Source organism: Thauera sp. 2A1, assembly GCF_009469595.2.
Classification (GTDB): domain Bacteria; phylum Pseudomonadota; class Gammaproteobacteria; order Burkholderiales; family Rhodocyclaceae; genus Thauera.
This window is the reverse complement of record NZ_SSXV01000026.1, coordinates 54,617-77,251: the sequence shown is the minus strand read 5'-3', so window position 1 is coordinate 77,251 and position 22,635 is coordinate 54,617. Positions and strand designations below refer to the sequence as shown.

The 22,635-nt window shown below is 70.1% G+C and carries 12 protein-coding genes; 8 read left to right on the top strand and 4 right to left on the bottom strand.

Annotated features, from left to right (window positions below; genetic code table 11):
• Positions 1–251 precede the first annotated feature (251 nt).
• From GH664_RS19160 to GH664_RS19135, 6 genes are all read left to right on the top strand, one after another.
• A complete protein-coding gene (locus GH664_RS19160) occupies positions 252–1,763 on the top strand; it encodes a DUF2868 domain-containing protein (protein WP_228111624.1) in 1,512 nt (503 codons plus the stop codon).
• Complete coding sequence (locus GH664_RS19155) at positions 1,760–3,145, top strand: GTPase/DUF3482 domain-containing protein (protein WP_153169665.1); 1,386 nt, start codon at positions 1,760–1,762, stop codon at positions 3,143–3,145. The genes GH664_RS19160 and GH664_RS19155 overlap by 4 nt, the downstream gene beginning before the upstream one ends.
• 160 nt (positions 3,146–3,305) lie before the next feature.
• Positions 3,306–4,952, top strand: a complete 1,647-nt coding sequence (locus tag GH664_RS19150; RefSeq protein ID WP_153169664.1) for a Na+/H+ antiporter — start codon at positions 3,306–3,308, stop codon at positions 4,950–4,952.
• Positions 4,953–4,974: 22 nt separating this feature from the next.
• A complete protein-coding gene (locus GH664_RS19145; protein WP_153169663.1) occupies positions 4,975–5,637 on the top strand; it encodes a DUF1614 domain-containing protein in 663 nt (220 codons plus the stop codon).
• Positions 5,638–5,809: 172 nt separating this feature from the next.
• On the top strand, positions 5,810–7,009 hold the full coding sequence (gene hmpA, locus GH664_RS19140) for an NO-inducible flavohemoprotein (RefSeq protein WP_153169662.1): 1,200 nt from the start codon (positions 5,810–5,812) through the stop codon (positions 7,007–7,009).
• An 89-nt stretch (positions 7,010–7,098) separates the two neighbouring features.
• Entirely contained in the window at positions 7,099–7,554 is a 456-nt protein-coding gene (locus GH664_RS19135) for an Rrf2 family transcriptional regulator (protein ID WP_153169661.1), read from the top strand.
• A gap of 4 nt (positions 7,555–7,558) precedes the next feature.
• Here the strand turns inward: GH664_RS19135 and GH664_RS19130 are convergent, their stop codons facing one another.
• The 4 genes from GH664_RS19130 to GH664_RS19115 form a co-directional block, all read right to left on the bottom strand.
• Positions 7,559–11,281 (bottom strand): hypothetical protein, encoded by a 3,723-nt coding sequence (locus GH664_RS19130; RefSeq protein WP_153169660.1) that lies wholly within the window; start codon positions 11,279–11,281, stop codon positions 7,559–7,561.
• A 3-nt stretch (positions 11,282–11,284) separates the two neighbouring features.
• A complete protein-coding gene (locus GH664_RS19125; RefSeq protein ID WP_228111623.1) occupies positions 11,285–12,706 on the bottom strand; it encodes a toll/interleukin-1 receptor domain-containing protein in 1,422 nt (473 codons plus the stop codon).
• A 103-nt stretch (positions 12,707–12,809) separates the two neighbouring features.
• Positions 12,810–17,666 (bottom strand): NAD-glutamate dehydrogenase, encoded by a 4,857-nt coding sequence (locus GH664_RS19120; RefSeq protein WP_153169659.1) that lies wholly within the window; start codon positions 17,664–17,666, stop codon positions 12,810–12,812.
• A gap of 143 nt (positions 17,667–17,809) precedes the next feature.
• A complete protein-coding gene (locus tag GH664_RS19115; RefSeq protein WP_153169671.1) occupies positions 17,810–19,510 on the bottom strand; it encodes an ATP-dependent helicase in 1,701 nt (566 codons plus the stop codon).
• Between the two features lie 218 nt (positions 19,511–19,728).
• On the opposite strand from GH664_RS19115, the gene GH664_RS19110 reads away from it, so the two are divergent.
• Together GH664_RS19110 and GH664_RS19105 are read left to right on the top strand one after the other, a co-directional pair.
• On the top strand, positions 19,729–20,343 hold the full coding sequence (locus GH664_RS19110; protein WP_153169658.1) for a MarC family protein: 615 nt from the start codon (positions 19,729–19,731) through the stop codon (positions 20,341–20,343).
• Between the two features lie 148 nt (positions 20,344–20,491).
• Positions 20,492–22,579, top strand: coding sequence for a TonB-dependent siderophore receptor (locus GH664_RS19105; protein ID WP_153169657.1), 2,088 nt, complete (start codon positions 20,492–20,494; stop codon positions 22,577–22,579).
• The last annotated feature ends 56 nt before the right edge of the window (positions 22,580–22,635 follow it).

The following is a 22,635-nucleotide window of genomic DNA, read 5'->3' as shown; positions in this document are numbered from 1 at the left end:
TCAGGGCCAGCAGACATCGGGTCTGCACAACAGGCCGGATATAAGACTGCAGCCAGATCCTCAAGCGTCAAATGCAAACTTCACTTGCCAAACCGGGAGGCGTCCATATAAGCGGGCTTGACCGCGACTGCAGATGACCGGCACCGCACAGGTCGCGGTCGAGCCCGCTCCTGCGGAGTGTCGGATCCGCGATCGAGTCGGTATTCGATCGCCAGGTTGCTATCCTTTCGTCCTTGCCGTCCGAGTGTGCCGTGTTGACCCGATCCGCATCGCTAACCCCGTTCGAATCCCGCTGGCTAGCCGAGACCGTGCGGCGGCACGAGGAGCGCCATGGCGCGCTGGAAGATGCCGCCGCGGTGGCGGCGGCGCGTGGATTGCCGCCCGAACTGGAGGCGCGCATCCTGCGCCGCGCCGAAGTGCTGGGCGAGCGCGAGGGCTGGTGCGACGCGCTGCTGCGCTGGCATGGCCGCGCGCGCCTGGTGCTGGGGCTCCTCGCGGTGCTGGTGGCGATACTCGGATGCGGTGCCGCCGCAGGGGTGCTCGGCGACGGCAGCCGCGCGGTGAACGTGGTCTGGGCCTTGGGCGGGCTGCTCGGCGTGCATCTGGCCAGCCTCGTCTTGTGGCTGGGCGCGATGCTGCTCGCCGGCCAGGCGTCGGGCGGGGGGCTGCATTCGGGGGGCGTGCCCGGAAGGCTGTGGCTGCGCCTCGTTTCCATGCTCGACCGCAGCCCTCAGGCAGCCGAGCTGCCGCTCGCACTGGCCGGCTTGCTCGGGCGCGGGCGCGCGGCGGCGTGGGGGATCGGCGCGGTGAGCCACGGGCTGTGGGCGCTCGCGCTTGCCGGTGCGGCGGCCGGCCTGCTGCTGCTGTTCGCCACGCGGCGCTACGGCTTCGTGTGGGAGACGACCATCCTGCCGGCGGCCGCCTTCACTTCGCTGACGTCGGCTCTCGGCATGCTGCCGGCACAGATCGGCTTCCCGGTGCCCGATGCGGCGCTCGTCGCTGCCAGCGGCAATGCGGTGATGATGGAAGAAGGCGGCCGGCATGCCTGGGCGGGCTGGCTGCTGGGTTGCGTGCTGGCCTATGGCGTGCTGCCGCGGCTGCTGCTGACGCTCGGCTGCGTCCTGCTGTGGCGGCATGCGACGGGCCGCATCACGCTCGATCTGACGCGGCCGGGCTATGCCCGCCTGCGCGCGCGGCTGCTGCCCGACAGCGAACGCATCGGCGTGCGCGATGCCGCCCCGGAAACGATGCCGCGCCCGGGGCGCCGCGGCGTGCACCCCGATGCCGGGGAGGGGCGAGCCCTGCTGGCGCTGGAGCTGGGCGATGATCTGCGCTGGCCGCCGAGCTTTGCCGACGCTGTTTCGGCGGAGTTCGGCGCCACCGAGCCCGCGGGCCAGGCGGCTTCGTCCGCGCCCCGGCCGGGTGCCGCGAGCGAAGGTGCGATTGCCACCGCGCGGCTCGACAGCCGCGAGCAGCGGCGCGCGGCGCTGGCGCACCTTGCCGCGCATCCGCCGCGCCGCCTGCTGGTTGCGGTCGATCCGCGGCAGACGCCCGATCGCGGCAGCCTGGGCCTGATCGCCCAACTGGCCGACCATGCGGTGGACACCTGCGTTTGGGCGCTGGCGGCACCGGGTGCCGAGGCAGGCGCTGCAGGCGAGCGCCTTCGGCTGTGGCGCGAAGGCCTGGCGAACCTGGGCTTCGGCGATGATGCGGTGATCACCTCGAGCGCTGACGCCCGCGACTGGCTGGGGGGCCTCCGATGAACGACATCCTGCGCGTGGCGGTGGTCGGCCACACCAACACCGGCAAGACTTCGCTGCTGCGCACGCTGGCGCGCGACGCCGGCTTCGGCGAGGTGTCGAACCAGGCGGGCACCACGCGCCATGTCGAAGGCCTGCGCCTGATGGCCGACGGGCGTCCGGCGGTGGAGCTGTACGACACGCCCGGCATGGAGGACGCGATCGCGCTGCTCGAGCGCATCGACGAGCTGGCGCCGCCGGCCGCGCGCATCGACGGGCCGGAGCGCATCGCGCGCTTTCTCGCCACCCCCGAGGCGAACGGCCGCTTCGAGCAGGAGGCGAAGGTGTTGCGCCAGTTGCTCGCCAGCGATGCCGGCCTGTACGTGGTCGATGCGCGCGACCCGGTGCTGCCCAAGCACCGGGACGAGCTGGAACTGCTCGCCGCCTGCGCGCGGCCGCTGCTGCCGGTGCTGAACTTCGTCGCCTCGCCCGATGCGCGCAGCGACGACTGGCGCGCCGCGCTCGCCCGCCTCGGCCTGCACGCGGTGGTCAATTTCGACACCGTGGCGCCGGCGCTGGACGGCGAGCGGCGGCTGTTCGAGACGCTCGCCACGCTGATGCATGCCCACCGCCCGGCGCTCGACCGCCTCGTCGCCGCGCGCGAGCGCGAGGCCGATGAGCGGCGCGAGGCGGCGCGGCGCGAGGTGGCCGGGCTGCTGATCGAGCTGGCGGCCATGCGCGACCGGCTCGAGGACGAGTCCGACGCCGCGTTGCAATCCGCCGTCGCGCGCCTGCGCGATGTGGTGCGCGCGCGCGAGCAGGCCTGCGTCGATGCCCTGCTGCGCCTCTACCGCTTTCGTCCGGACGACGCGCGCGCCGACGCGCTGCCGCTGACCGACGGACGCTGGGAGGACGACCTCTTCAACCCCGAGACGCTGCGCCAGATGGGCGTGCATCTGGGCACCGGCATGGCGGCGGGCGCCGCGGCCGGCGTCGGCATCGACCTGATGACGGGCGGCCTGACCTTGGGCGCGGCGGCGGCGCTGGGAGCGATCGCCGGCGGCCTGTGGCAGACCTTCGGCCACTACGGCGAGCGCATCGCCGCGAAGCTGCGCGGCCATCGCGAGCTGACGGTGGACGACGCCATCCTGCGCCTGGTGGCGCTGCGCCAGCGCCTGCTGCTGGCCGCGCTGGAAGGTCGCGGCCACGCCGCCGTCGCCCCCATCGAGCTGAGCGAAGCGCAGGCCGCCCGTGCTGCAGAGGGCGACCCCGAAGCCCTGCGCTGGCGCAAGGGCCCGCTGCCCTATGCGCTGGAGAAGGCGCGTGCGCATCCGGAATGGGCGCAGGGCGAAGGCGACCAGCGGCGCGAGGAAGCGATCGCCGAGCTCGCGGTCGAACTCGCGTGAACGGGCGCCATCGCGGCTGCGCATGAATTCCTCGCCCGGGCGCGCCGTGCCGGGGCGGATGCGACGGACACATCGCATCTTGTGCGCTCAGCAACGATCCCGCCCGCGGCCCTGCGCCGGGGCATAGAATTCCGCCCTTGACGGAACAGGGGCGTGCGGGATGCACTCGATCGAGATCGTGCTGGCAATGCTGCTGGCGGTGGTTGTCAGCGGCTATGTGGCGCGCACCATCCCCGCTTCCGTCGCCTTGCCCCTGCCGCTGGTGCAGATCGCGTTCGGCGCGCTCATCTCCGGCGTGTTCGGGCATGGTGTGCGGCTCGATCCGGAAATCTTCTTCCTGCTGTTCCTGCCGCCGCTGCTGTTCCTGGACGGCTGGCGCATCCCCAAGATCGGGCTGTTCCACGACAAGGGCGCCATCCTCGAACTGGCCCTGGGCCTGGTGGTGTTCACGGTGGTCGGTGCCGGCTTCCTGATCCACTGGCTGATCCCGGCGATGCCGCTGGCGGTGGCCTTCGCGCTTGCGGCGATCGTGTCGCCGACCGATCCGGTGGCGGTGTCGTCGATCGCGGCGCGGGTGCCGATTCCACGGCGGCTGATGCACATCCTGGAAGGCGAATCCCTGCTCAACGACGCCTCCGGCCTGGTGTGCTTCCGCTTCGCGGTTGCGGCGGCCGCGACCGGTGCCTTCTCGCTGCCGCAGGCGTCGCTGACCTTCGTCTGGCTGGCGCTGGGCGGCGTCGCGGCCGGCGTGGCCGTCACTGCCGGCGTGAGCCTGGCGCAGCGCCTGCTGTCGCGTCACCTGGGCGAGGAGAGCGGCTCGTCCATCCTGATCAACCTGCTGATGCCTTTCGGCGCCTACCTGCTGGCCGAGCATGTGGGCGCTTCCGGCATCCTGGCCGCGGTGGCAGCCGGCATCACCATGAGCTACGTGGAGTTGACCGGGCGCGCGCTGGCGACGACGCGCCTGCAGCGCGCGGCGGTGTGGGACACGGTGCAGTTCGCGCTCAATGGCATCATGTTCGTGCTGCTCGGCGAGCAGTTGCCGGGCGTCATGCTGCGGGCGGCGGCTTCGGTCGAGGACACCGGCCACGTGTCGCGATGGTGGCTGCTGCTGTATGCGCTGGCGATCAGCCTGATCCTGCTGGCATTGCGCTTTGCCTGGGTGTGGGTGTCGCTGCGGCTGAGCCTGCTGCGCGCGGGGCAGGGCGGCGAGCGGCTGAAGGGCCAGGCCGGGCGCATCGTCGCGGTGGTGTCGCTTGCCGGCGTGCGCGGCGCGATCACGCTTGCCGGCGTGCTCACGCTGCCGTTGCTGCTGCCGGACGGCAGCGAGTTTCCGGCGCGCGACGTGGTCATCTTCCTGGCGGCGTCGGTGATCCTGATCTCGCTCGTGCTCGCCACGGTGTTCCTGCCGCGTCTGCTGCCGGGGCTGGCACTGCCGGACGAGCCGGCTTCGCTGCGCGAGGAGGAGCTCGCGCGGCGCGAGGCGGCGGCCGCGGCGATCGCCGCGATCGAGCGCGTCATGCATCACTGTTCGGCCGCTGGGGCGGCTGACGCCGACCTCTACGCCAATGCGGCGGTGCGGGTGATGGCGGCTTATCGGCTGCGGCTCGGCGACGAGCCGGGCGCGGGCAAGGTCGGCGCCGAGCGCCTGCGTGCCGCGGAGCGTGCCGAAACCGCGCTGCGCCTGGCGGCCCTGGATGCCGAGCGCGAGGCGATCTTCCGCCTCGCACGCGAGCACGAGATCTCCGACGAGATCTCGCGCAAGCTGGTGCGGCAGATCGACCTCATCGAAGCACGCCACCACTGAGCCCGACGATCAGGCCGCCAGCATGCCCAACTCTCCGCTGCGCCTGATCCTGCTCATCGCCCTGTTCGCCTTCCTGGTGACGTCGGTGCAGCTCGGGCTGCTGCAGGTGGCGTTCCACAAGCTGGGCCTGGAGCCGCGCTCCGCCTACCTGCTGCTGAGCACGTCCCTGTTCGGCAGCCTCCTCAACCTGCCGCTGTTCAGCGTGCGCGCCGAGGCGCCGCCGGAAGAGGAGATGCCACGGCAGTTGCGCGAACTCTTCGGCCTGCCGCGGCAGGCCTTCACCGGGCGCACCATCGTGGCAGTCAATGTCGGCGGCTGTGTGGTGCCGGTGGCGTTCTGCATCTATCTGCTGGCGCACACCGCGCTCGATCCCGCCAGCGTGATCGTCGCCATCGGCGTGGTGGCGGCGGTGTCCTGGCTCACCAGCTTTCCGCAGCGCGGGGTGGGCATCGCCATGCCCTTCCTGGTGGCTCCGGCCACTGCCGCTGCAGCGGCGATGGTCCTCGACTTCGAACACGCCGCGGCGCTGGCCTACATCGGTGGCACGCTGGGCGTGCTGATCGGCGCCGACCTGCTGCGGCTGAACCAGGTGGGCAAGCTGGGTGCGCCGGTGGCGTCGATCGGCGGCGCTGGCACTTTCGACGGCATCGTGCTGACCGGCCTGCTGGCGGTGCTCCTGGCCTGACCGGCGAGGGGGCGCCCGACCGAGCAGTCGGCATTGGCGTTTTTCCTGATTGACCACTGAGGGCTAAAAGAAGTACTTTTGATGCATGTTAAAGCTGCGGCAACCGTCGATAGGGTTGTCGCGATTCTCGTTTTTCCTCTCCCTCCCACCCTGAGTCACTCCTGGAGTACGCATGGACGAAAAAGTACGCAGCCTCGTGAAGGCGACGGTTCCGGTCTTGAAAGAGCACGGCGTGGCGCTGACCACTTACTTCTATCAACGCATGTTCCGCCACAACCCCGAGCTCAAGCACCTCTTCAACCGCACCCACCACGAGTCGGGCAAGCAGGCCACCGCGCTGGCGATGTCGGTCCTTGCCTATGCGGAAAACATCGACGATCCATCCGTGCTGGCGCCGGTGATCACGCTGATCACCAACAAGCACGCCAGCATCGGCATCCGTGCCGAGCACTACCCGATCGTCGGCAAGCACCTGCTGGCCTCGATCAAGGAAGTGCTGGGCGACGCCGCCAGCGACGAGCTGATCGACGCCTGGGCAGTGGCCTACGGCGCGCTGGCCGACCTCTTCATCGACGCCGAGAACAAGCTGTATGCCGAGATCGCCAACCGCGACGGCGGCTGGAGCGGCTGGCGCGCGTTCCGCATCGTCGACAAGGTGAAGGAAAGCGAGCAGATCACCTCCTTCCACCTCGCCCCGGCCGACGGCGGCACGCTGCCCGACTACCGCGCCGGCCAGTACATTTCGGTGCGGGTGTACGTGCCGGAATGGGAAGTGATGCAGCCCCGGCAATACACCTTGTCCGAGGCGCCGGGTGCGTCCTGCCTGCGCATCTCGGTCAAGCGCGAGCCGGGCAATGACGACACGCCTGCCGGCCGCGTGTCCAACCTGCTGCACGGCAAGTTCGACAAGGGCGACATCATCGACGTGGCGCCGCCGTTCGGCGACTTCTTCCTGCACGAGGACCGCGACACGCCGGTGGTGCTGATCAGTGGCGGCGTCGGCATCACGCCGATGGTGGCGATGCTCAACCGGCTGGTGAAGACGGCGAAGGACCGGGACGTGCAGTTCATCCACGCCAGCCGCAACGCCGATGTGTATGCCTTCGGTGCGCATGTGGCGAAGGTCGCCGCGGAAAACCGCCAGGTGGGCGTGCACGTGTTCTTCGATGAAGGTCCGGCAGCGGCGCCGGCGAAGGTCGGCATGCTGAACCTGCGCGAGCTGGGCGAAGCCGTGCTCAAGCCGCAGGCCGACTACTACCTGTGTGGCCCGTCCGAGTTCATGGACGCCCACATCCGCACGCTGCACGAGCTCGGTGTCGGCTCGGAGCGCATCCACGCCGAAGTGTTCAGCACCGGCGGCGTGGCGGTGTGATCTAATCGGGGGCGCCAGCCGCACGGCGTCCCCGCGCTGCACGCGCGGCTGCCGAGTTCTGCCGTAGAGACCAGTCAAGACGCCCCGCCATGCAGATCACCCGCTTCACCGACCTCAGCCTGCGTGTGCTGATGTACCTCACCGTCCCGCCCACGGGCGGGCCGGCCACCATCGACGAGATCGCCACGCGTTTCGACGTGTCGCGCCATCATCTGGCGAAGGTCGTCCATCGCCTCGGCCAACTGGGCTGGATCGTCGCCACCCGCGGCAAGGGTGGCGGGCTGACGCTCGCCAAACCGGCAGATCAGTATCGCCTCGGCGAAGTGGTGCGAGAACTCGAAGGCGGCGAGCCAGTGATCGACTGCACCTCGCAGCCCTGCGTGCTGCTGCACGGCTGCAACGTGCGTGTCGCGCTGAGCGACGCGCATCAGGCGTTCTATGAGCGCTTGGACACCTATACGCTGGCCGACGTCGTCAGGCAGCAGACCAAGGCGTCGATCATCGAACTGCATCGCGGCCGCCGGCCTGCGCCGACGGCGGCATGAGCGCTCAGCGGACCAGCGACTGCGCCGCTTCGCCCGGCGCCAGGCGGGGTGCCGCCGATGTCGATGCCTGCGCCGGCGCATCCGGCGCATCCGGTGGAATTGGCAGGCCGGGGCACTGCGCTTGGTAGGGCAGGTCCTGCGTCACCCATTCGCGCCACTGGCCTTCGCTCATGTTGCGGGTGAGCTTGGCACAGGCCTCGTCGACCCACGCGGCGGGCCCCGGCCACAGGCGCAGTTCCGTGTTGGAGCTCGCCGAGACGATGCGCCGGCCGTCTGCGCTGAAGGCCACCGCGTTGACGCGCGCCGGGGCGGTGTCCATCGGCGCGGCAGCCGCGGCGCGGGAAGCGCGGGCCCGGTGCGCAAGGCTGGATTGACGCGGCGGGGCCTCGGCCATCGTGTGCCCCTTCAGCGCGTTGCCGATCGGCAGCCAGTTGTCCAGATCCCACAGCCGCAGCGATCCGTCGGCGCTGGCCGAGACGATCCGCCTCCCACCCACGGCCGAGAACGCCAGGCCGGTGATCCGGCCGTCCTGCTCCTTCAGCGCATTTCCGGTCATCCTGCCGCTGTTCGCGTCCCACCTGCGCAGGGTGCCGCTGTCGTCGCCGGTCACGATGTGCATGCCGTCGTCGGTGAACACCACGCTGACCGCCGGGGCGTCATGCAGCATCGGTGGCAGCACAAGCGGTTTGTGGGTTTCCGCGTCCCACACGCGCAGGCTGCGGTCGTCGCCCACCGTGGCGATGCGCTTGCCGTCGGGGCTGAAGGCCACGCCATTGACGCCGCCGGCATGTCCGCGCAGTGGCGGGCCGACATGCGCGCCCGACTGCGCATCCCACAGGCGCACGGTCCCATCCTCGCTGGCGGAAGCCAGCAGCTTGCCGTCGGGGCTGAATGCCACGCTCCACACCATGCTGGTGTGCAATTTCGGGAAGTTGCGGATCAGGCCCGGGCTGCGTGCATCCCACAGGCGCACGATGTTGTCGTTGCCGCCGCTGGCGACGCGCTGCCCGTCCGGGCTGAAGGCGACGCTCCAGACGAAGTCTTCCGCATCCAGCTCGACGAACGACACCGGCGTACCGTCCCCGGCGAGCTCCCACAGCCGCAAGCTGTGGTCCAGGCCGGCTGATGCGATGCGCCGGCTGTCGGGGCTGAAGGCCGCGCCCATGACCGACGCGGTGTGGCGGCCGAGGACCACGCTGGCCTGAGTGCCGGGTTTCCACAGCGCGACATCGCCGCCGTCGATCGCCGAGGCGATGTTCCCCGCCGGGCTCAACGCGATCGCCGTGACGCCGCGCGATCCGGTCTTCAGCACCTCGCCCGCGGCTTTGCGCGTGGCCAGATCCCAGCGGCGCACCGTGCCGTCCCAACTGCCGGTGATGATGCCGCGCCCGTCGGCGGTGAAGGCCAGCGCACCGATCCCGCCGGTGTGACCGCGCAGGGGCTCGCCGCTCGCCCGGCCGCTGCGGGGGTTCCACAAGCGCACGGTCCTGTCCTCGCCGGCGGACGCCAGCAGCCTTCCATCCGGGCTGAAGGCCACGCTCCTGACCGCCGCGCCGTGCCCGACCAGTTCCGCACCGACCTGCCAGCGCGTGACGGGATTCCACAGCCGCACCGTGCGGTCTTCCCCGGCCGATGCGATGAGCTTGCCGTCCGGGCTGAAGGTCACGCTGGCCACGGGTCCGTTGTGTTCGCCGAGCAGCGCGCCGAGCGGCTCGCCGCTCATGCCATCCCACAGGCGCAAGCTCTTGTCGGCACTTGCCGATACCAGCAGCCGGCCATCCGGGCTGAAGGCAAGCGCCCGTACCGCGCCCGCATGTCGCTTCGGCGCCTGCGCGCGCAGCGCGATCGGCCGGCCGTCGCGCGCGTCCCACAGTTGCAGATTGCCGTCGTCGTCGCCGGTGGCCAGCCGCAGGCCGTCGCGGCTCACGGCGATCGCCCACACCCAGCCACCGCCGCCGATCCGCAGCACGTCACCGACGGTGCGCCCGGTGTTTACGTCCAGCGTGCGCAGCGTTCCCTTGTCCACCCCTGCGACGATGATCTGGTTGCCGTTCGCGGAGAAGCTCATCGCGCTCGCCGTGCCGTCGGTGGCGATCAGCTTGCGCATCTGCGGACGCTCGAACAACTCGTTGAGCAGCGCCGACTCGATGCCGACGTTGTGGCGGCCCATGCGCTGCGCGGCGATCAACTGCAGCAGCGCGCGGCGCGGCTTCTCCACCAGCCCGCCGTGCAGGATCGCCTGCGCCTCGCCCACCAGGCGCGCGTCCAGGGTGGCGAGCCTGGCGTCGGTCGCCTGCTTCTCGGCGCGGATGGCGCGCTGCGCCGTCCACACCGCGATCGCGACCGAGGCGAACAGGACGACGGACAGCGCCAGCAGGCCGTTGCGCATGCGGGCGATGCGCTCGCGGTCGCGCTCCACCCGCTTGCGACGCGCACGCTCGGCGAGCGCCTTCCGCTCCATGGCGTCGCGCAGCCGCGTGTCGCGCGCGACGCGCACGATCTCCACCAGGCGGTCGTGGATCAGCTCGATGCGCGCGGTGTCGGACTCCTGGTCGATGCGCAGCAGGCGGAAGTGATCGGTCAGCCGCGACAGCTCCTCCGCGCTCAGCAAGCGCTGCTCGAGCGCTTCCACGAGCGGATAGCTGCCGCGGTAGCGGTCGCCCTGGATCAGGTGGGTTTCGATGAACTCCGGCACGCGCTGCGGCATGCCGTCGATGGCCTCGCGGTAGAAGTCCTCCAGGATCTCCTCGCCGGCGCTGTCGACGAGGGCGGCGTCCATCCTGCTGCCGTCGGCGCGGCGCGCGTTGAGCCGGGTACAACACAGGCTGAGCAGCACCGGCTCCACCGGCGTTTCGCTGCGCGCCGCATTGCCGTCGCGGCGGGTGATGAGGTCGACGATGCGTGCCGCCACGCCGTCTTCCATCACCTGGGCGCCCGCCTCGTCGATGGCATGGATCGCCTGCGGACGGGTCATCGGCAGCAGGCGCAGGCGGTTGTTGAGCAGCGACGGGATCTTGTCCTTCCACGATTCGATGTGCGGCAGGAAATCCTCGCGGAACGACAGCAGGACCTTGTAGCGCTGCGCGCGCAGATCGAGCCGCTCGCGCTCCGCGCGGCTCTCCTCGCTTGCCAGCGGGGTGGGTATACGGTTGTCGATCAGGTCGCCGAGGGCGTCGATGACGGGGCCGATGCGTTCGGGCTGGGCACCGCCACGCGAGAACAGCTCCTCGAACTGGTCGAACACCAGGACCGGCACCAGCGGGAAGTTGTCCGCCGTCCACAGTTCGAAATCGCGCTGGTGCATGAAGCGCCACAGATCCTCGCCGGGCTCGCGCTGCGGCCCGTCGGCGGTGGACTCGGCAATCGCCTTCTCGAGACGGCGAGCGGCCTGCTCGAGCGGAGGCGCATCGGCGCGTTCGGAAAAATCGAGGCGCAGATACACCGGAAGGAAGTGCTCCGCGCGCAGGCGCGGGAACAGGCCGGCCTGCAGCAGCGAGCTCTTGCCCAGACCCGAGGCGCCATACAGCACGGTAAGCGGCGCGAGGCGAATGAGGCGGAACAGCTCCGCCGCCTCCTCGTCGCGTCCCTTGAACCAGGCGCCGGACGCCTCGTCGTAGGGCGCCAGCCCCGGCCACGGATGTTGCGCATCGACCTGTGCCCGCGCCTCCGGCGCCGGGCTGGCGGACGCGTCGGGCCGTGCTGCGGCTGCGGGTGTCATCGTGGCCATCGCTCAAACCTCATGCCGGCGCGCATCGCGCAGCAGCTTCGTCAGCTTCGCCATGGTGCGGGCATCCGGCGCGCCCGCCGGGGCATGGCCGAAATCGAGCGACTGCCAGGCCCTGACCGGCCTGGCGGTGTAGCGCTCGGGGGCGTAATCCGCATCGACGATGATGGGGTAGATGAAATCGCGATTCAGTTGCGCCAAGCGGTCGTTGGCCGCCTGCCATTCGCGGAACACGAATCCCTCCTCGCGCGCGTTGGTGGCCTCGGACAGCACCGGCAGGAAGTAGCGGCAGCCGGCAATGCCATCGAGGATCCTGTTGCGGAAGTCGTCTCCCGGCTCGATCGCCTGGCGGTCGAACCACAGCTCGCGCTCGGCGACGCCCAGTTGCCGCAGCGCCTCGACCAGGGCCTCGGCATACGGCTGGTCGGTGGCGCGCGAGTAGCTGACGAAGAAGATCGCGCCGGGCGGCGGCTGCGGCCGTTCGTCGTCACCGTCGCCGCCGCTGCCGGCCGGGGCGGCCTGCTGTCGCGCGTCGTTGTCTGCCTGCCAGCGGCGCAGCAGTTCGGCGACGAACTCGAGCGGCGGCACGTCGGCGAGGATCTCGGTGTCATGGCTGTAGTTGCGCAGGAAAGTCACCAGCCCCGGCTCGTCCTGCAGCTCCTCGACGAGCCATTCGCGCTTGGCCTTGGCCGAGGACAGCCGCTCCTTGTTAGTCAGGCGCAGGAAGAGCCGGCTCAGCCAGTCGGGGAAGTTGCAGCCCAACAGCATCAGGTTGAGCTCCTGCAGCTCGCCGAAAAAGCGCGGCAGCACGTGACCGCGCCCGGCGATCATGCTATGGGCGTACTCGAGCACGTCTTCCTCGGTGAGGGCATACACCGGCGTCGAGCTGACCTTGCCGAAGAGGTAGAGCAACTGCACCTCGTTCGGGCGGTCGCGCCAGTCGGCGGGCAGGTCGCGCGATTCGCTGCTCGACAGGTCGGGCGAATGCACGATCTCGTTCACCGCGCAGCGGCGCTTGAGCGCGCTGGCGAGCAGGGTGTCGGGCGTCAGCGTGACGAACAGGCGGAAATCGGCGATGCGGGCAAGCTGGTCGAGCGCCGTGGGCAGCACGCTGTCCCGCGCGCCGGTGAGCTCGCGCAGCACGCCGTGGACATCGGCATACAGGTCCTGCAGGTTGCGCACGATCAGGCCGTTGTCGTCGCGCGCCTGCCGCAGGCGCACCACGGCGTCGTTCAGCTCGCGGAACTCGGTCAGGCCCTCCGGCGGCAACGTCTGGTTGTACAGGGCGAGCAGCCTCTCGGCCACGCGCGCCTGCAGCGACTGCTTGCCGCTCGTGTCGTACACGAGCAGTTCCGGGCCGATGACCGGTACGACGCGGCCGTCGCGGATCTGGTCCAGCAGCCTTCTCCACGCGGCCTCGCTCATCATCGCTGCGACCCCGGATGACGTTGTTTTCAAGCTGACAATAGTCGAAACCGTACCGCAAGCTCAGCGGTGACGCCAGCCGCCGGCATCTTGCCGGCGGCGGCGATCAGATCAGCGCCCGCAACTGGCGCAGGCTCACCGACAGCATCGCCAGGTCCAGCGTGGCCGCGGGGCGCAGTTCGGCGAGCAACTGGCGGTAGCGGGCGAGGTGGGCGTCGCGATGCGCCTCCCAGGCGGCGAGCAGCGTGCCGGTGTCGTGCTCCTGCGGATTCAGGTCGAGCACCGACTGGGTCAGGCCGTGGGCGAGGGCGGTGAGGTCGTCGCGCAGTGCCACGCGCGCCAGCGCCGTCCAATGCCCGGCAGCGGGCATCGCGCCGATCTGGTGCGACAGCCAGCCGAGATCCAGGCGGCCGCCCAGGCCGAAATACACTTCGGCGACGGTTTCGACGCTGCGCGCGGTGTCGCCGGCGATCTCGACGATGTCGAGCGCGGAGAACTGTGCGTCGAGCTGTGCGACACGCTGCGCGAGCGGCTTCGGCACGGCGCGCGCAGCCAGGCGCCCGGCTTCGGCGTCCACCGGTGCGAGTTCGTGCGGCGCCAGCCAGCGCGCCAGGCCATTGCCGACCTCGCCGACGCCGGGGGCGAAGCGGGCGATGGCTGCCTGGAGCTCGCCCAGGATGGCGCGCCGCTGCAGCAGCCATACCGTGCCGCGCAGCGCCAGGCGCATGCTCGCCTGCAGGATGTCCTGCTGCACCTCGACCGGCACCGCATGGTCGAGTACCTCGGCGGCGTGCCACAGCGACACCAGGCCGAAGATCTCGCGCGTGCCGAGGTAGGCGCGCACGATGTCGGCGGCGGTGGCGCCGGTCTCCTCCTGCAGGCGGAAGCAGAAGCTGGGGCCGACGCGATTGACCATGCTGTTGACCACATGGGTGGCGATGATCTCGCGGCGCAGCGGATGCTGGCGGATCTGCTGCGGGAAGCGCTCGCGCAGCGCCTTCGGGAAGTAGCGCTCCAGCGTGGTGGCAATGTAGGGATCTTCCGGGATGTCGGACGCCAGCACCGCGTCGTACAGCTCCATCTTGCCGTAGGCCAGCAGCACCGCCAGCTCCGGCGTGGTGAGCCCGGCATGGGCCTGGGCGCGTTCGGCGACGACGTCGTCCGACGGCAGGAACTCGATCCGCCGGTTGAGGCGGCCGGCGGCGACGAGGTGGCGCATGTAGCGCGCCTGCTCGTCGAGCTGGGCCGCGCCGCGCGCGCGCTCGAGCGCCAGGATCTGGTTCTGCCCGCGGTTGTCGCGCAGCACCAGTTCCGCCACGTCGTCGGTCATCTCGGCGAGCAGGCGGTCGCGCTGCTTGCCGGTGAGCTCGCCCTCGGCCACCACGTGGTTGAGCAGGATCTTGATGTTGACCTCGTGGTCGGAGCAATCCACGCCGCCTGAGTTGTCGATCGCGTCGGTGTTGATGAGCCCGCCGCGCAGCGCGAACTCGATGCGGCCGCGCTGGGTCGCGCCGAGGTTGCCGCCCTCGGCCACCACCTTGCAGCGCAGTTGCGCACCGTCCACGCGGATCGCGTCGTTGCTGCGGTCGCCCACCTCGGCGTGGCTCTCGGTGCTGGCCTTGATGTAGGTGCCGATGCCGCCGTTGTAGAGCAGGTCCACCGGCGCCTGCAGGATGGCGTGGATCAGCTCGGCCGGCGGCAGGTGCTCGGCGGCGATGTCCAGCGCGGCACGCGCCTGGGGCGACAGCGCCACCGACTTGGCGCTGCGCGGGTACACCCCGCCGCCCGCGGAGATCAGCGAGGTGTTGTAGTCGGCCCAGGACGAGCGCGGCAGCTTGAACATGCGCTCGCGCTCGGCGAAGCTGGCGGCGGTGTCCGGCTCGGGGTCGATGAAGATGTGGCGGTGGTCGAAGGCCGCCACCAGGCGGATGTGGCGCGACAGCAGCATGCCGTTGCCGAACACGTCGCCGGACATGTCGCCGATGCCGACTACGGTGAAGTCCTGCGTCTGGCTGTCGCGGCCCAGGCTGCGGAAGTGGTGCTTCACCGATTCCCACGCGCCGCGAGCGGTGATCGCCATGCCCTTGTGGTCGTAGCCCGCCGAGCCGCCCGAGGCGAAGGCATCGCCGAGCCAGAAGCCGTATTCGGCCGCGGTGCGGTTGGCGATGTCGGAGAAGCTGGCGGTGCCCTTGTCTGCGGCCACCACCAGGTAGGGGTCGTCGGGATCGTGGCGAACCACGTCCGCCGGTGCCGCCACCTGGCCGCCCACCAGGTTGTCGGTGATGTCCAGCAGGCCGCGCAGGTAGGTCTGGTAGCAAGCGATGCCTTCCTGCATCAGCGCGTCGCGGTCGCCGCCGGCAGGCGGTCGCTTGAGCACGAAGCCGCCCTTGGACCCCACCGGCACGATCACTGCGTTCTTGACCTGCTGCGCCTTCACCAGGCCGAGCACCTCCGTTCGGTAGTCCTCCATGCGGTCGGACCAGCGCAGGCCGCCGCGCGCGACCTTGCCGCCGCGCAGGTGCACGCCTTCCACCCGCGGCGAATGCACGAAGATCTCGAACATCGGCTTCGGCTCGGGCAGCAGCGGCACTTTCGACGGGTCGAACTTGAACGACAGCCAGCCCTTGGGCCGGCCGTCGGCACCGCGCTGGAAGAAGTTGGTGCGCAGCGTGGCCTGGATCAGCGCCAGGTAGTGGCGCAGGATGCGGTCCTCGTCGAGGTTGCTCACGCCGTCGAGCGCGGCGGTGACGCGGCCGGCGATCTGCTGCTGGCGGGCGTCACGGTCTGCACCCAGCGCCGGGTCGAAGCGTGCCCGGAACAGCGCCACCAGGTCGGCGGCGATCGCCGCGTGGCCGGCCAGCGCCTGCTCGATGTAATGCTGGCTGAAGGTGAAGGCGGCCTGCTTCATGTAGCGCGCATAGGCGCGCAGCACCGCCACGCTGCGCCAGTCGAGGCCGGCGAGCAGCACCAGGCGGTTGAAATCGTCGTCGTCATTGTCGCCGCGCCAGGTACGCAGGAAGGTCTCCTGGAAGCGGTCGCGCAGGTGCTCGATGTCGATCTCGAGGCCCTCGGGCACGGCGAGGCCGAAGTCGTCGATCCACAGCTCCTCGCCATCGTTGCGGCGCACCTCGAAGGGGCGCTCCTCGAGCACGCGCACGCCCATGTGCTCGAGCATCGGCAGGCTCTGCGACAGTGGCGCCAGCTCGCCGGCGCGGATCAGCTTGAAGCGCAGCCGGCCCGGCGGCGCCTCCAGTGGCAGGTAGAGGTTCATCGCGATGGCGTCGGGCGCGTCCAGCGTCTCGAGCTGCGCGATGTCATGCACCGCCATGCGCGGCGCGTGTTCGTCACGGTAGCCGGCGGCAAAACCGCCGGCGTACTGCGCGAACAGTGCATTGGCGCGCTCCTCGCCGACCGCCTCGACGAGCGCGTGCGCGAGGTCGTCCTCCCAGCGCCGCGCCAGCCGCACCAAGCGCTGCTCGAGCTCGTGCACGTCGAAATCGGGCGCCGCGCCGGGCAGCGTGCGGATCACGATCAGGATGCGCGCCAGCGGCGAATCCGACAGATGCACGTTGAATTCCGCCGACACGCCGTGCAGTGCCTCGGACAGCACGGCCTGCATGCGCTGGCGCACGTCGGTATTGTAGTTCTCGCGCGGCACGAACAGCAGGCAGGCGTAGTAGCGGCCAAAGCTGTCGCGGCGCACGAAGAGTCGCGTGCGCTGGCGCTCGCCCAGGCGCAGGATGCCCATCGCGGTGTCGTACAGGTCGTCGCTCGAGGTCTGGATCAGCTCGTCGCGCGGGTACTGCTCGAGGATGGTGGCGAGCGCCTTGGCGGCGTGGCTCTTGGGCAGGAAACCGGCGCGCTCGGTTACCGTCGCGACCTTGCTGCGCAGCAGCGGGATCTGCGTCGGGCTGGCGCTGTAGGCGGCCGAGGTGTAGAGGCCGAGCAGGCGGCGCTCGCCGATCACCTCGCCGGCGGCGTCGAAGCGCTTGACGCCGATGTAGTCGAGATAGGCGGAGCGATGCACGGTGGCGCGCGCGTTGGCCTTGGTCAGCGTCAGCAGGTTGCGCGCGCGGGCGCTGGCGCGCAGCTCCGGCGGCATCTGCGAGAAGGCGAGCGAGGGCAGCGCCTGGCCGTGCTCGCGCAGGATGCCCAGGCCGCTGCCGGGCACCGCGCGCAGCTCGTCCGCGCTGCCGTCGGTGGCGCCGGTGGCGGCCGGGTCGCGCACCAGGTCGTAATCGCGGCAGCCGAGCAAGGTGAAGTTGTCGTCGGCGATCCACTCCAGGAAGGCGCGGCCTTCAGCGAGCTCCGCGGCTGCCACCGGCGGCGGCGCGGCGTCGAGCCCGCTCAGGATGTCGGCGATGCGCTGCTTCATGCGCGGCCAGTCTTCCACCGCGGCGCGCACGTCGCCGAGAATGCGCAGCAGGCCATCCTGCAGCGCGTCGAGCTGGGCGCGTTCGGTGCGGCGGTCGACCTCGACGTGGATCAGCGACTCGAAGCGGCCGTCAGCCTCGTTGCGCGCACGCGCGACGCGCACGATGCGGTGTTCGGCGTCGCGCACGATCTTCATCACCGGATGCACCACCAGATGCGCCATCAGGCCCTGGCGGTTCACCTCGTTGGTGATCGAGTCGACGAGGAAGGGCATGTCGTCGTTGATGATCTCGATCACGGTATGGGTCGATTGCCAGCCGTGCTCTTCCAGGCGCGGGTTGTACACGCGCAGCCGCGGCGCGCCACCGGCGAAGCCGCGGGCGAAATGCCAATGCGACAGCACTGCGCCGTAGAGATCGTCCAGCGGGCGTTCGGCGAGGTCTTCCGGTGCGGTCAGCGCGTAGTATTGGCGCGCGAATTCGGCGGCTTCGGCGGCCTCGTCGGCGGGAAGGCGCGCCGCGATCGACTCTGCGACGCGGGTGACGGGGTCCAGCGCGTCAGCAATGGGGGTGGTGTCCGGATTCGGCATGCCTGGCTCCTCCTCAAAGCGGCCTGCAGGGCGCTCGTGGTCGTGTCGATGGGCGTTTGCGCAACGAGGTCGGCGACGCGGCACGGGATGTGCATGCATGCCGGCATGCTTTGAGCTTAGCCCGGATTCCTCCGCCCGCAGGCTCAGGGTTCACCCTTGTCCGGCTCGAGCGCGGCGGCGGCACGCGGCGACGCCACCAGGATGAGCTTCATCGTCGCGCGCGTGGCACCGACGAAGAGCTTGCGCACCGTGGCCTCGTCGAGCGTGTCGAAGTCGATCTCGGTGAAGATCACGCAGGGCGCTGACTGGCCCTTGAAGCGATACACCGAGTCGATCAGCAGGTCGCCTTCGCTGTGCTCCGGCTCGCCGAACAGGTCGTAGCGGCCGGAGAAGGCGCGCAGGCGGTGCGGCCCGAGATGGGTGATGGGCGTGAAGCGCGAATGCTCGCGGCCGCGGAAGGTGACGAGCGCGATCATGTCGCGCCGGAACCCCAGCCCGATCGCGCGCGTGATCGCGCGCCGCGTCGCGTCCATCAGGCCCTGTTCGCCTTCGCCTTGCCAGGCGAACACTTCCGGCATGCTGCCGGCAACCGGGCTGCCGGCGCGTACCGGTGCGGGCAGCGGCAGGCGGCGGTTGAGGAGCGCGACGATGTCGGCCGGCGTACGGTAGTTGGTGTCGGCGCTCATGCGCACCCAGTCGGGCAGCGGCACCGGCGGGCGGCCATAGAGGTTCTGCAGCGGATCTTCCAGCCACCATGCGCGGCCATTCGCGGCGAGCAGCGCCAGCAGCGCGTCGCGCCAGCCTTCGGCGAAGTCCTGGCCCTCGTCCACGATCAGCTCGTCGAAGCGCCAGGCCGGGTCAGGCGCAGCGGTCACGAGTGCGGCGAAGTCGGCTTCCATGCGGCGGAAGGCGCCCGGCGCGGCGAAATTGGGCGGCCGGCCGGCAGCGCGCAGGCGGCGGTCGCACAACTGGTGGAAGGTCGCCACTTCGCCGCCCGGCGGTGCGATGCGGGCGAAATGGTCGGCCAGTGGTCGGTTGTAGCACACGTACAGCGGCCGCCGGCCGGCGCGCAGCGCATCGTCGTAGGCGGCGAGCGCGAGCTGCGTCTTGCCGCTGCCCGCCGTGGCGGTGACGTGCAGCCTGAAAGGGCTGAAGTCCAGGCGTCGCGCCCACTCCGCCAGGCCGCCGGAGAGCCGCGTGGTGAGCGCCTCGGCGCGCCCGGCCAGCGCCTGCACGTCGGGCACGAGCTCGAGCAGGTCGGCGAAGAAGCGGTGGAGGTCGGCGCGGCGCTCGACGTCGACCGATGCTGCCGCCTTGTCGGCTGCGCCCTGCGGGCCGGGCTGCGGATGTTCGCTGGCGAGGGCCTTGACGATGGCGACGAGCTCGCTGCGCCGGCCCGCATCGACGATGCGCGCCGGATCCAGGCCGGCGGTGCCGGGCTGCCGCACACGGTAATCGGGGCAGTAGAACAGGATCTCGAGCTGCGGCTCCGCGCCTTGCAGCAGGGGGCGCAGGCGGGTGCGCAAAGCCTCGGTGCTGCGCGCCAGCTCGACGCTGACCCGGCGCGCGCGGCGCGAGGGCGGGCGCAGCAGACCTTCCTCGGTCTCTTCGAGGAAGCCTGATTGCTGCTCGATCAGCACCACGCGACCGGCGGGGCCCATCACCGCGAAACCGATCTCGCCGAAGAGGGTGTGATCGCCCGCGGCGCGCGTCCAGTGCAGACCGTGATAGACGGCGAAATCGTCGGGCAGGGTGTCGGCTAACAGCGCCAGCGTCGCCAGTTCGCGCGCACGCGAGCCGCTGCCGGGGAGTTGGCGCCAGCCTTCGGGGTGGATGCGGGCCATGGAGCGAAGAAGTGTCGGGTCGGGTTCCGGAGAGGGCACGAGGCGTTCGTGCGTCGCAGCAGGGCAAGTGTGGCGAGTGGCACTGCAGCGAGGGCGAGTGCAGGAAGTCGCTCAATTGATGCCGATCAGCATAGTCTAGCCTGCGCATGCGCTATGCTCGCATGCCCCGACCGGAACCGCGCCGGGCTCACGAGGTCCGCGGCGCGAGGAAACAATAAATGGATACGCTGAAGGCCTTCATCACCCTGCTCGCGCTGATCAACCCCTTCGGCGCCATTCCGATGTTCCTGAGCCTGACCGCGCATCAGTCGCGGCCGCAGTTGCACCGCACGATCAACACCGCGGCGATCGCCACCGCCGTCGTGATCGGCGTGTCGGCGCTGTTCGGCCAGACGCTGCTCGGCATCTTCGGCATCTCGATCGCATCGCTGCAGGTGGGCGGCGGTGTGCTGCTGTTCCTGATCGCGCTCAACATGTTCAACGCCGAGCCGGGACGCGACCGCTCCACCCCGGAGGAGGCGCACGAGGCGACGGAGCGCGCCAGCATCGCCGTGGTGCCGCTGACCATTCCGCTGCTTGCCGGGCCGGGCACCATGAGTTCGGTCATCATCCTGTCGGAGAATGCCCGCCACTGGTGGCAACTGGCGCTGCTGGTGCTGATCGGCGTGGCGATCGGCGGCGTGGTGTGGGTCACCCTGCGCCTGGCCAGGCCCATCAGCCGGCTCGCCGGCCAGACAGGGCTCAACATCATGACGCGGGTGATGGGCCTGGTGCTGGCTGCGCTGGCGGTGGAGTTCATCGCCAATGGCGTGCGCACCCTGATCCGTGCCTGAGCGTCGATCGGGGCAGACACTGCGAGGGCAGTGGGCCGAGCGTGTCGGGTGCCGCAGGGCGGCCCACTTCGGGGTGGACCACGTCGCCGGGCATGTGCGACGCTCGCATGATCAGAAATTTCAATAGTTTGGACGAGGTTTGGTGGAAATGAAGCGGACGCTGCGGCAATCGGTCCTGTGCGTGCATGTCGTGGGCGCAGCCCTGTTGCCGTCTTTTGCGGCCAGCGCCGGAGATTTCTTCTTCGATGACATCCCCATCGTGCTGACGGCGTCGCGGCTGGCACAGTCGCCGCTCGACGCGCCCGCGGCGGTGACGGTGATCGATCGCGAGATGATCGCCGCCTCCGGCTTCACCGAAATCCACGACCTGCTGCGCCTGGTGCCGGGCTTTCTGGTGGCGCAGTGGGCGGGAGGTTCGCCGACGGTCGCGAACCACGGTCTGGGCGACGCTTACAACGGCCGCATCAAGGTCATGATCGACGGCCGCACGGTCAACAGCCCGCTGCGCGGCAACACCAACTGGCGCGAGTTGCCGATCCGCGTCGACGACGTCGAGCGCATCGAGGTGGTGCGCGGCCCCAACGGCGCGGCCTACGGCGCGAATGCCTTCCAGGGCGTGGTCAACATCATCACCCGTGCGCCCTCGACCGAGGATGGGGCGACGCTGATCTCGCGCCTTGGCCAGGACGGCTTCTACGACCATGGCTTTCGCCTCAGCGGCGCGGCCGGCGGCGCCGTCGACTGGCGGCTGTCGGGCTCGCGGCGGGCGGCCACGACCTTCCGCTCCTTCGCCAGACGGGATGGCTCGGCGACCCCGGCCGAGCACCTGCTGGTCGATACGGTGAATTTCACCGCGTCGACCCAATTGACCCCCCACGACGAACTGCGCCTGCAGCTCGGCACCAGCGACGGCACCTACGAACGTGGCGTGCCGGGGATCCTGTCCGATGCGGACAATCAGGTGCGGTCTCGCGCCGACTACATCCACATGGCGTGGCTGCACAGCTTCGGCGCCGAGTCCAGCTTCGCGCTGCAGTATTACCGGCAGACCGAACATTCACGACCGGGCAGTCTCGCAGTGGTCGAGCTCGGCGGGAGCCAGACGAGGCTGGCGATGGTCGACGTCGACGTCGACACGACGCGCGACGATCTCGAGCTGCAGTATTCGACGCGGCTCGGCGCAGCCTGGCAGATCATGATGGGCGCCGGCGTGCGGCAAGAGAGCGCACGCTCGCCCGATACCTTCAACACCCGCGACACGCTGTACGCGCGGCATGCGCAGGTCTTCGGCAGCCTTGGCTGGCAGCCGCTGGAGTGGCTCAAGATCGATGTCGGCGGCACGTTCGAGAGGCACGACTACAGCGGCGAGCTGTTTTCGCCGCGGCTGGCGGTCAACCTTGCGCTGTCGCCACAGTCTTCGATGCGCCTGTCGGGAGGGGTGGCCTACCGTGCGCCGACGCTGCTGCAGTCCGACGCCGAACAGGTGTACCGCGAGGGCGGAGTGATCAAGGCCCTCGGCCTGCGCGCCACGCAGCAGCTTCAGCCGGAGCGGGTGCGCTATGCAGAGATCGGCTATGTCGCGTTGCTGGCGGACCTGGGGCTCAACCTGGATGTGCGCGTCTTCCACGAGCGCTACGACCGCTATCTGGACGATCGGACCTGCTGGAATCCGATCATCGCGCCCGACGGCAGCGTGGTCGCGCTGCGCCCCGGTGCCACCCCACGCCGACCGGACTGCAATGCGCCACCGCCGGCCGGCTATGTACCCTACCTGCAGAGCGGGCAGCAGCGTGCCTCGGAGTTCCTGAACTCGGGCTCCTTCGTCATGGACGGGGCCGAGTTCAGCATCGACTGGCGGCGACCCGGCTGGGGCCGCATCGTCCTGTCGCAGGCCTTCATCGAGATCGATGCCGGCAAGGGCGTGCTCGACCCGGATATCGTCGTAAGCGCGCCGCAGGCGGTGAGCTCGCTGCTGCTGATCAAGGACCTTCCCGATCGCTGGCGGGCGAGCATCGGCTACTACCACAACGAGAAGATGATGTGGCTCAACCAGGGCGACGTCGTGCCGTCGCGCGACCGGGTGGATGTCAAGCTCGCGCGCAGCTTCGGTCCGGCACGCTCGGACAATGAATTCGCGATCACCGCGCAGAGCGTGGGCGGGCGCTATCCCGAGTTCCACGAGGGCCGCTACCGCGCCGAGCCGCAACTGTTCGCGAGCTTGCGCTTGTCCTGGTAGGGCTCATGTCGCCAAGCCTGTGGCCGTCCCGGATCTGCAGCAGCCTTGCGGCCTGG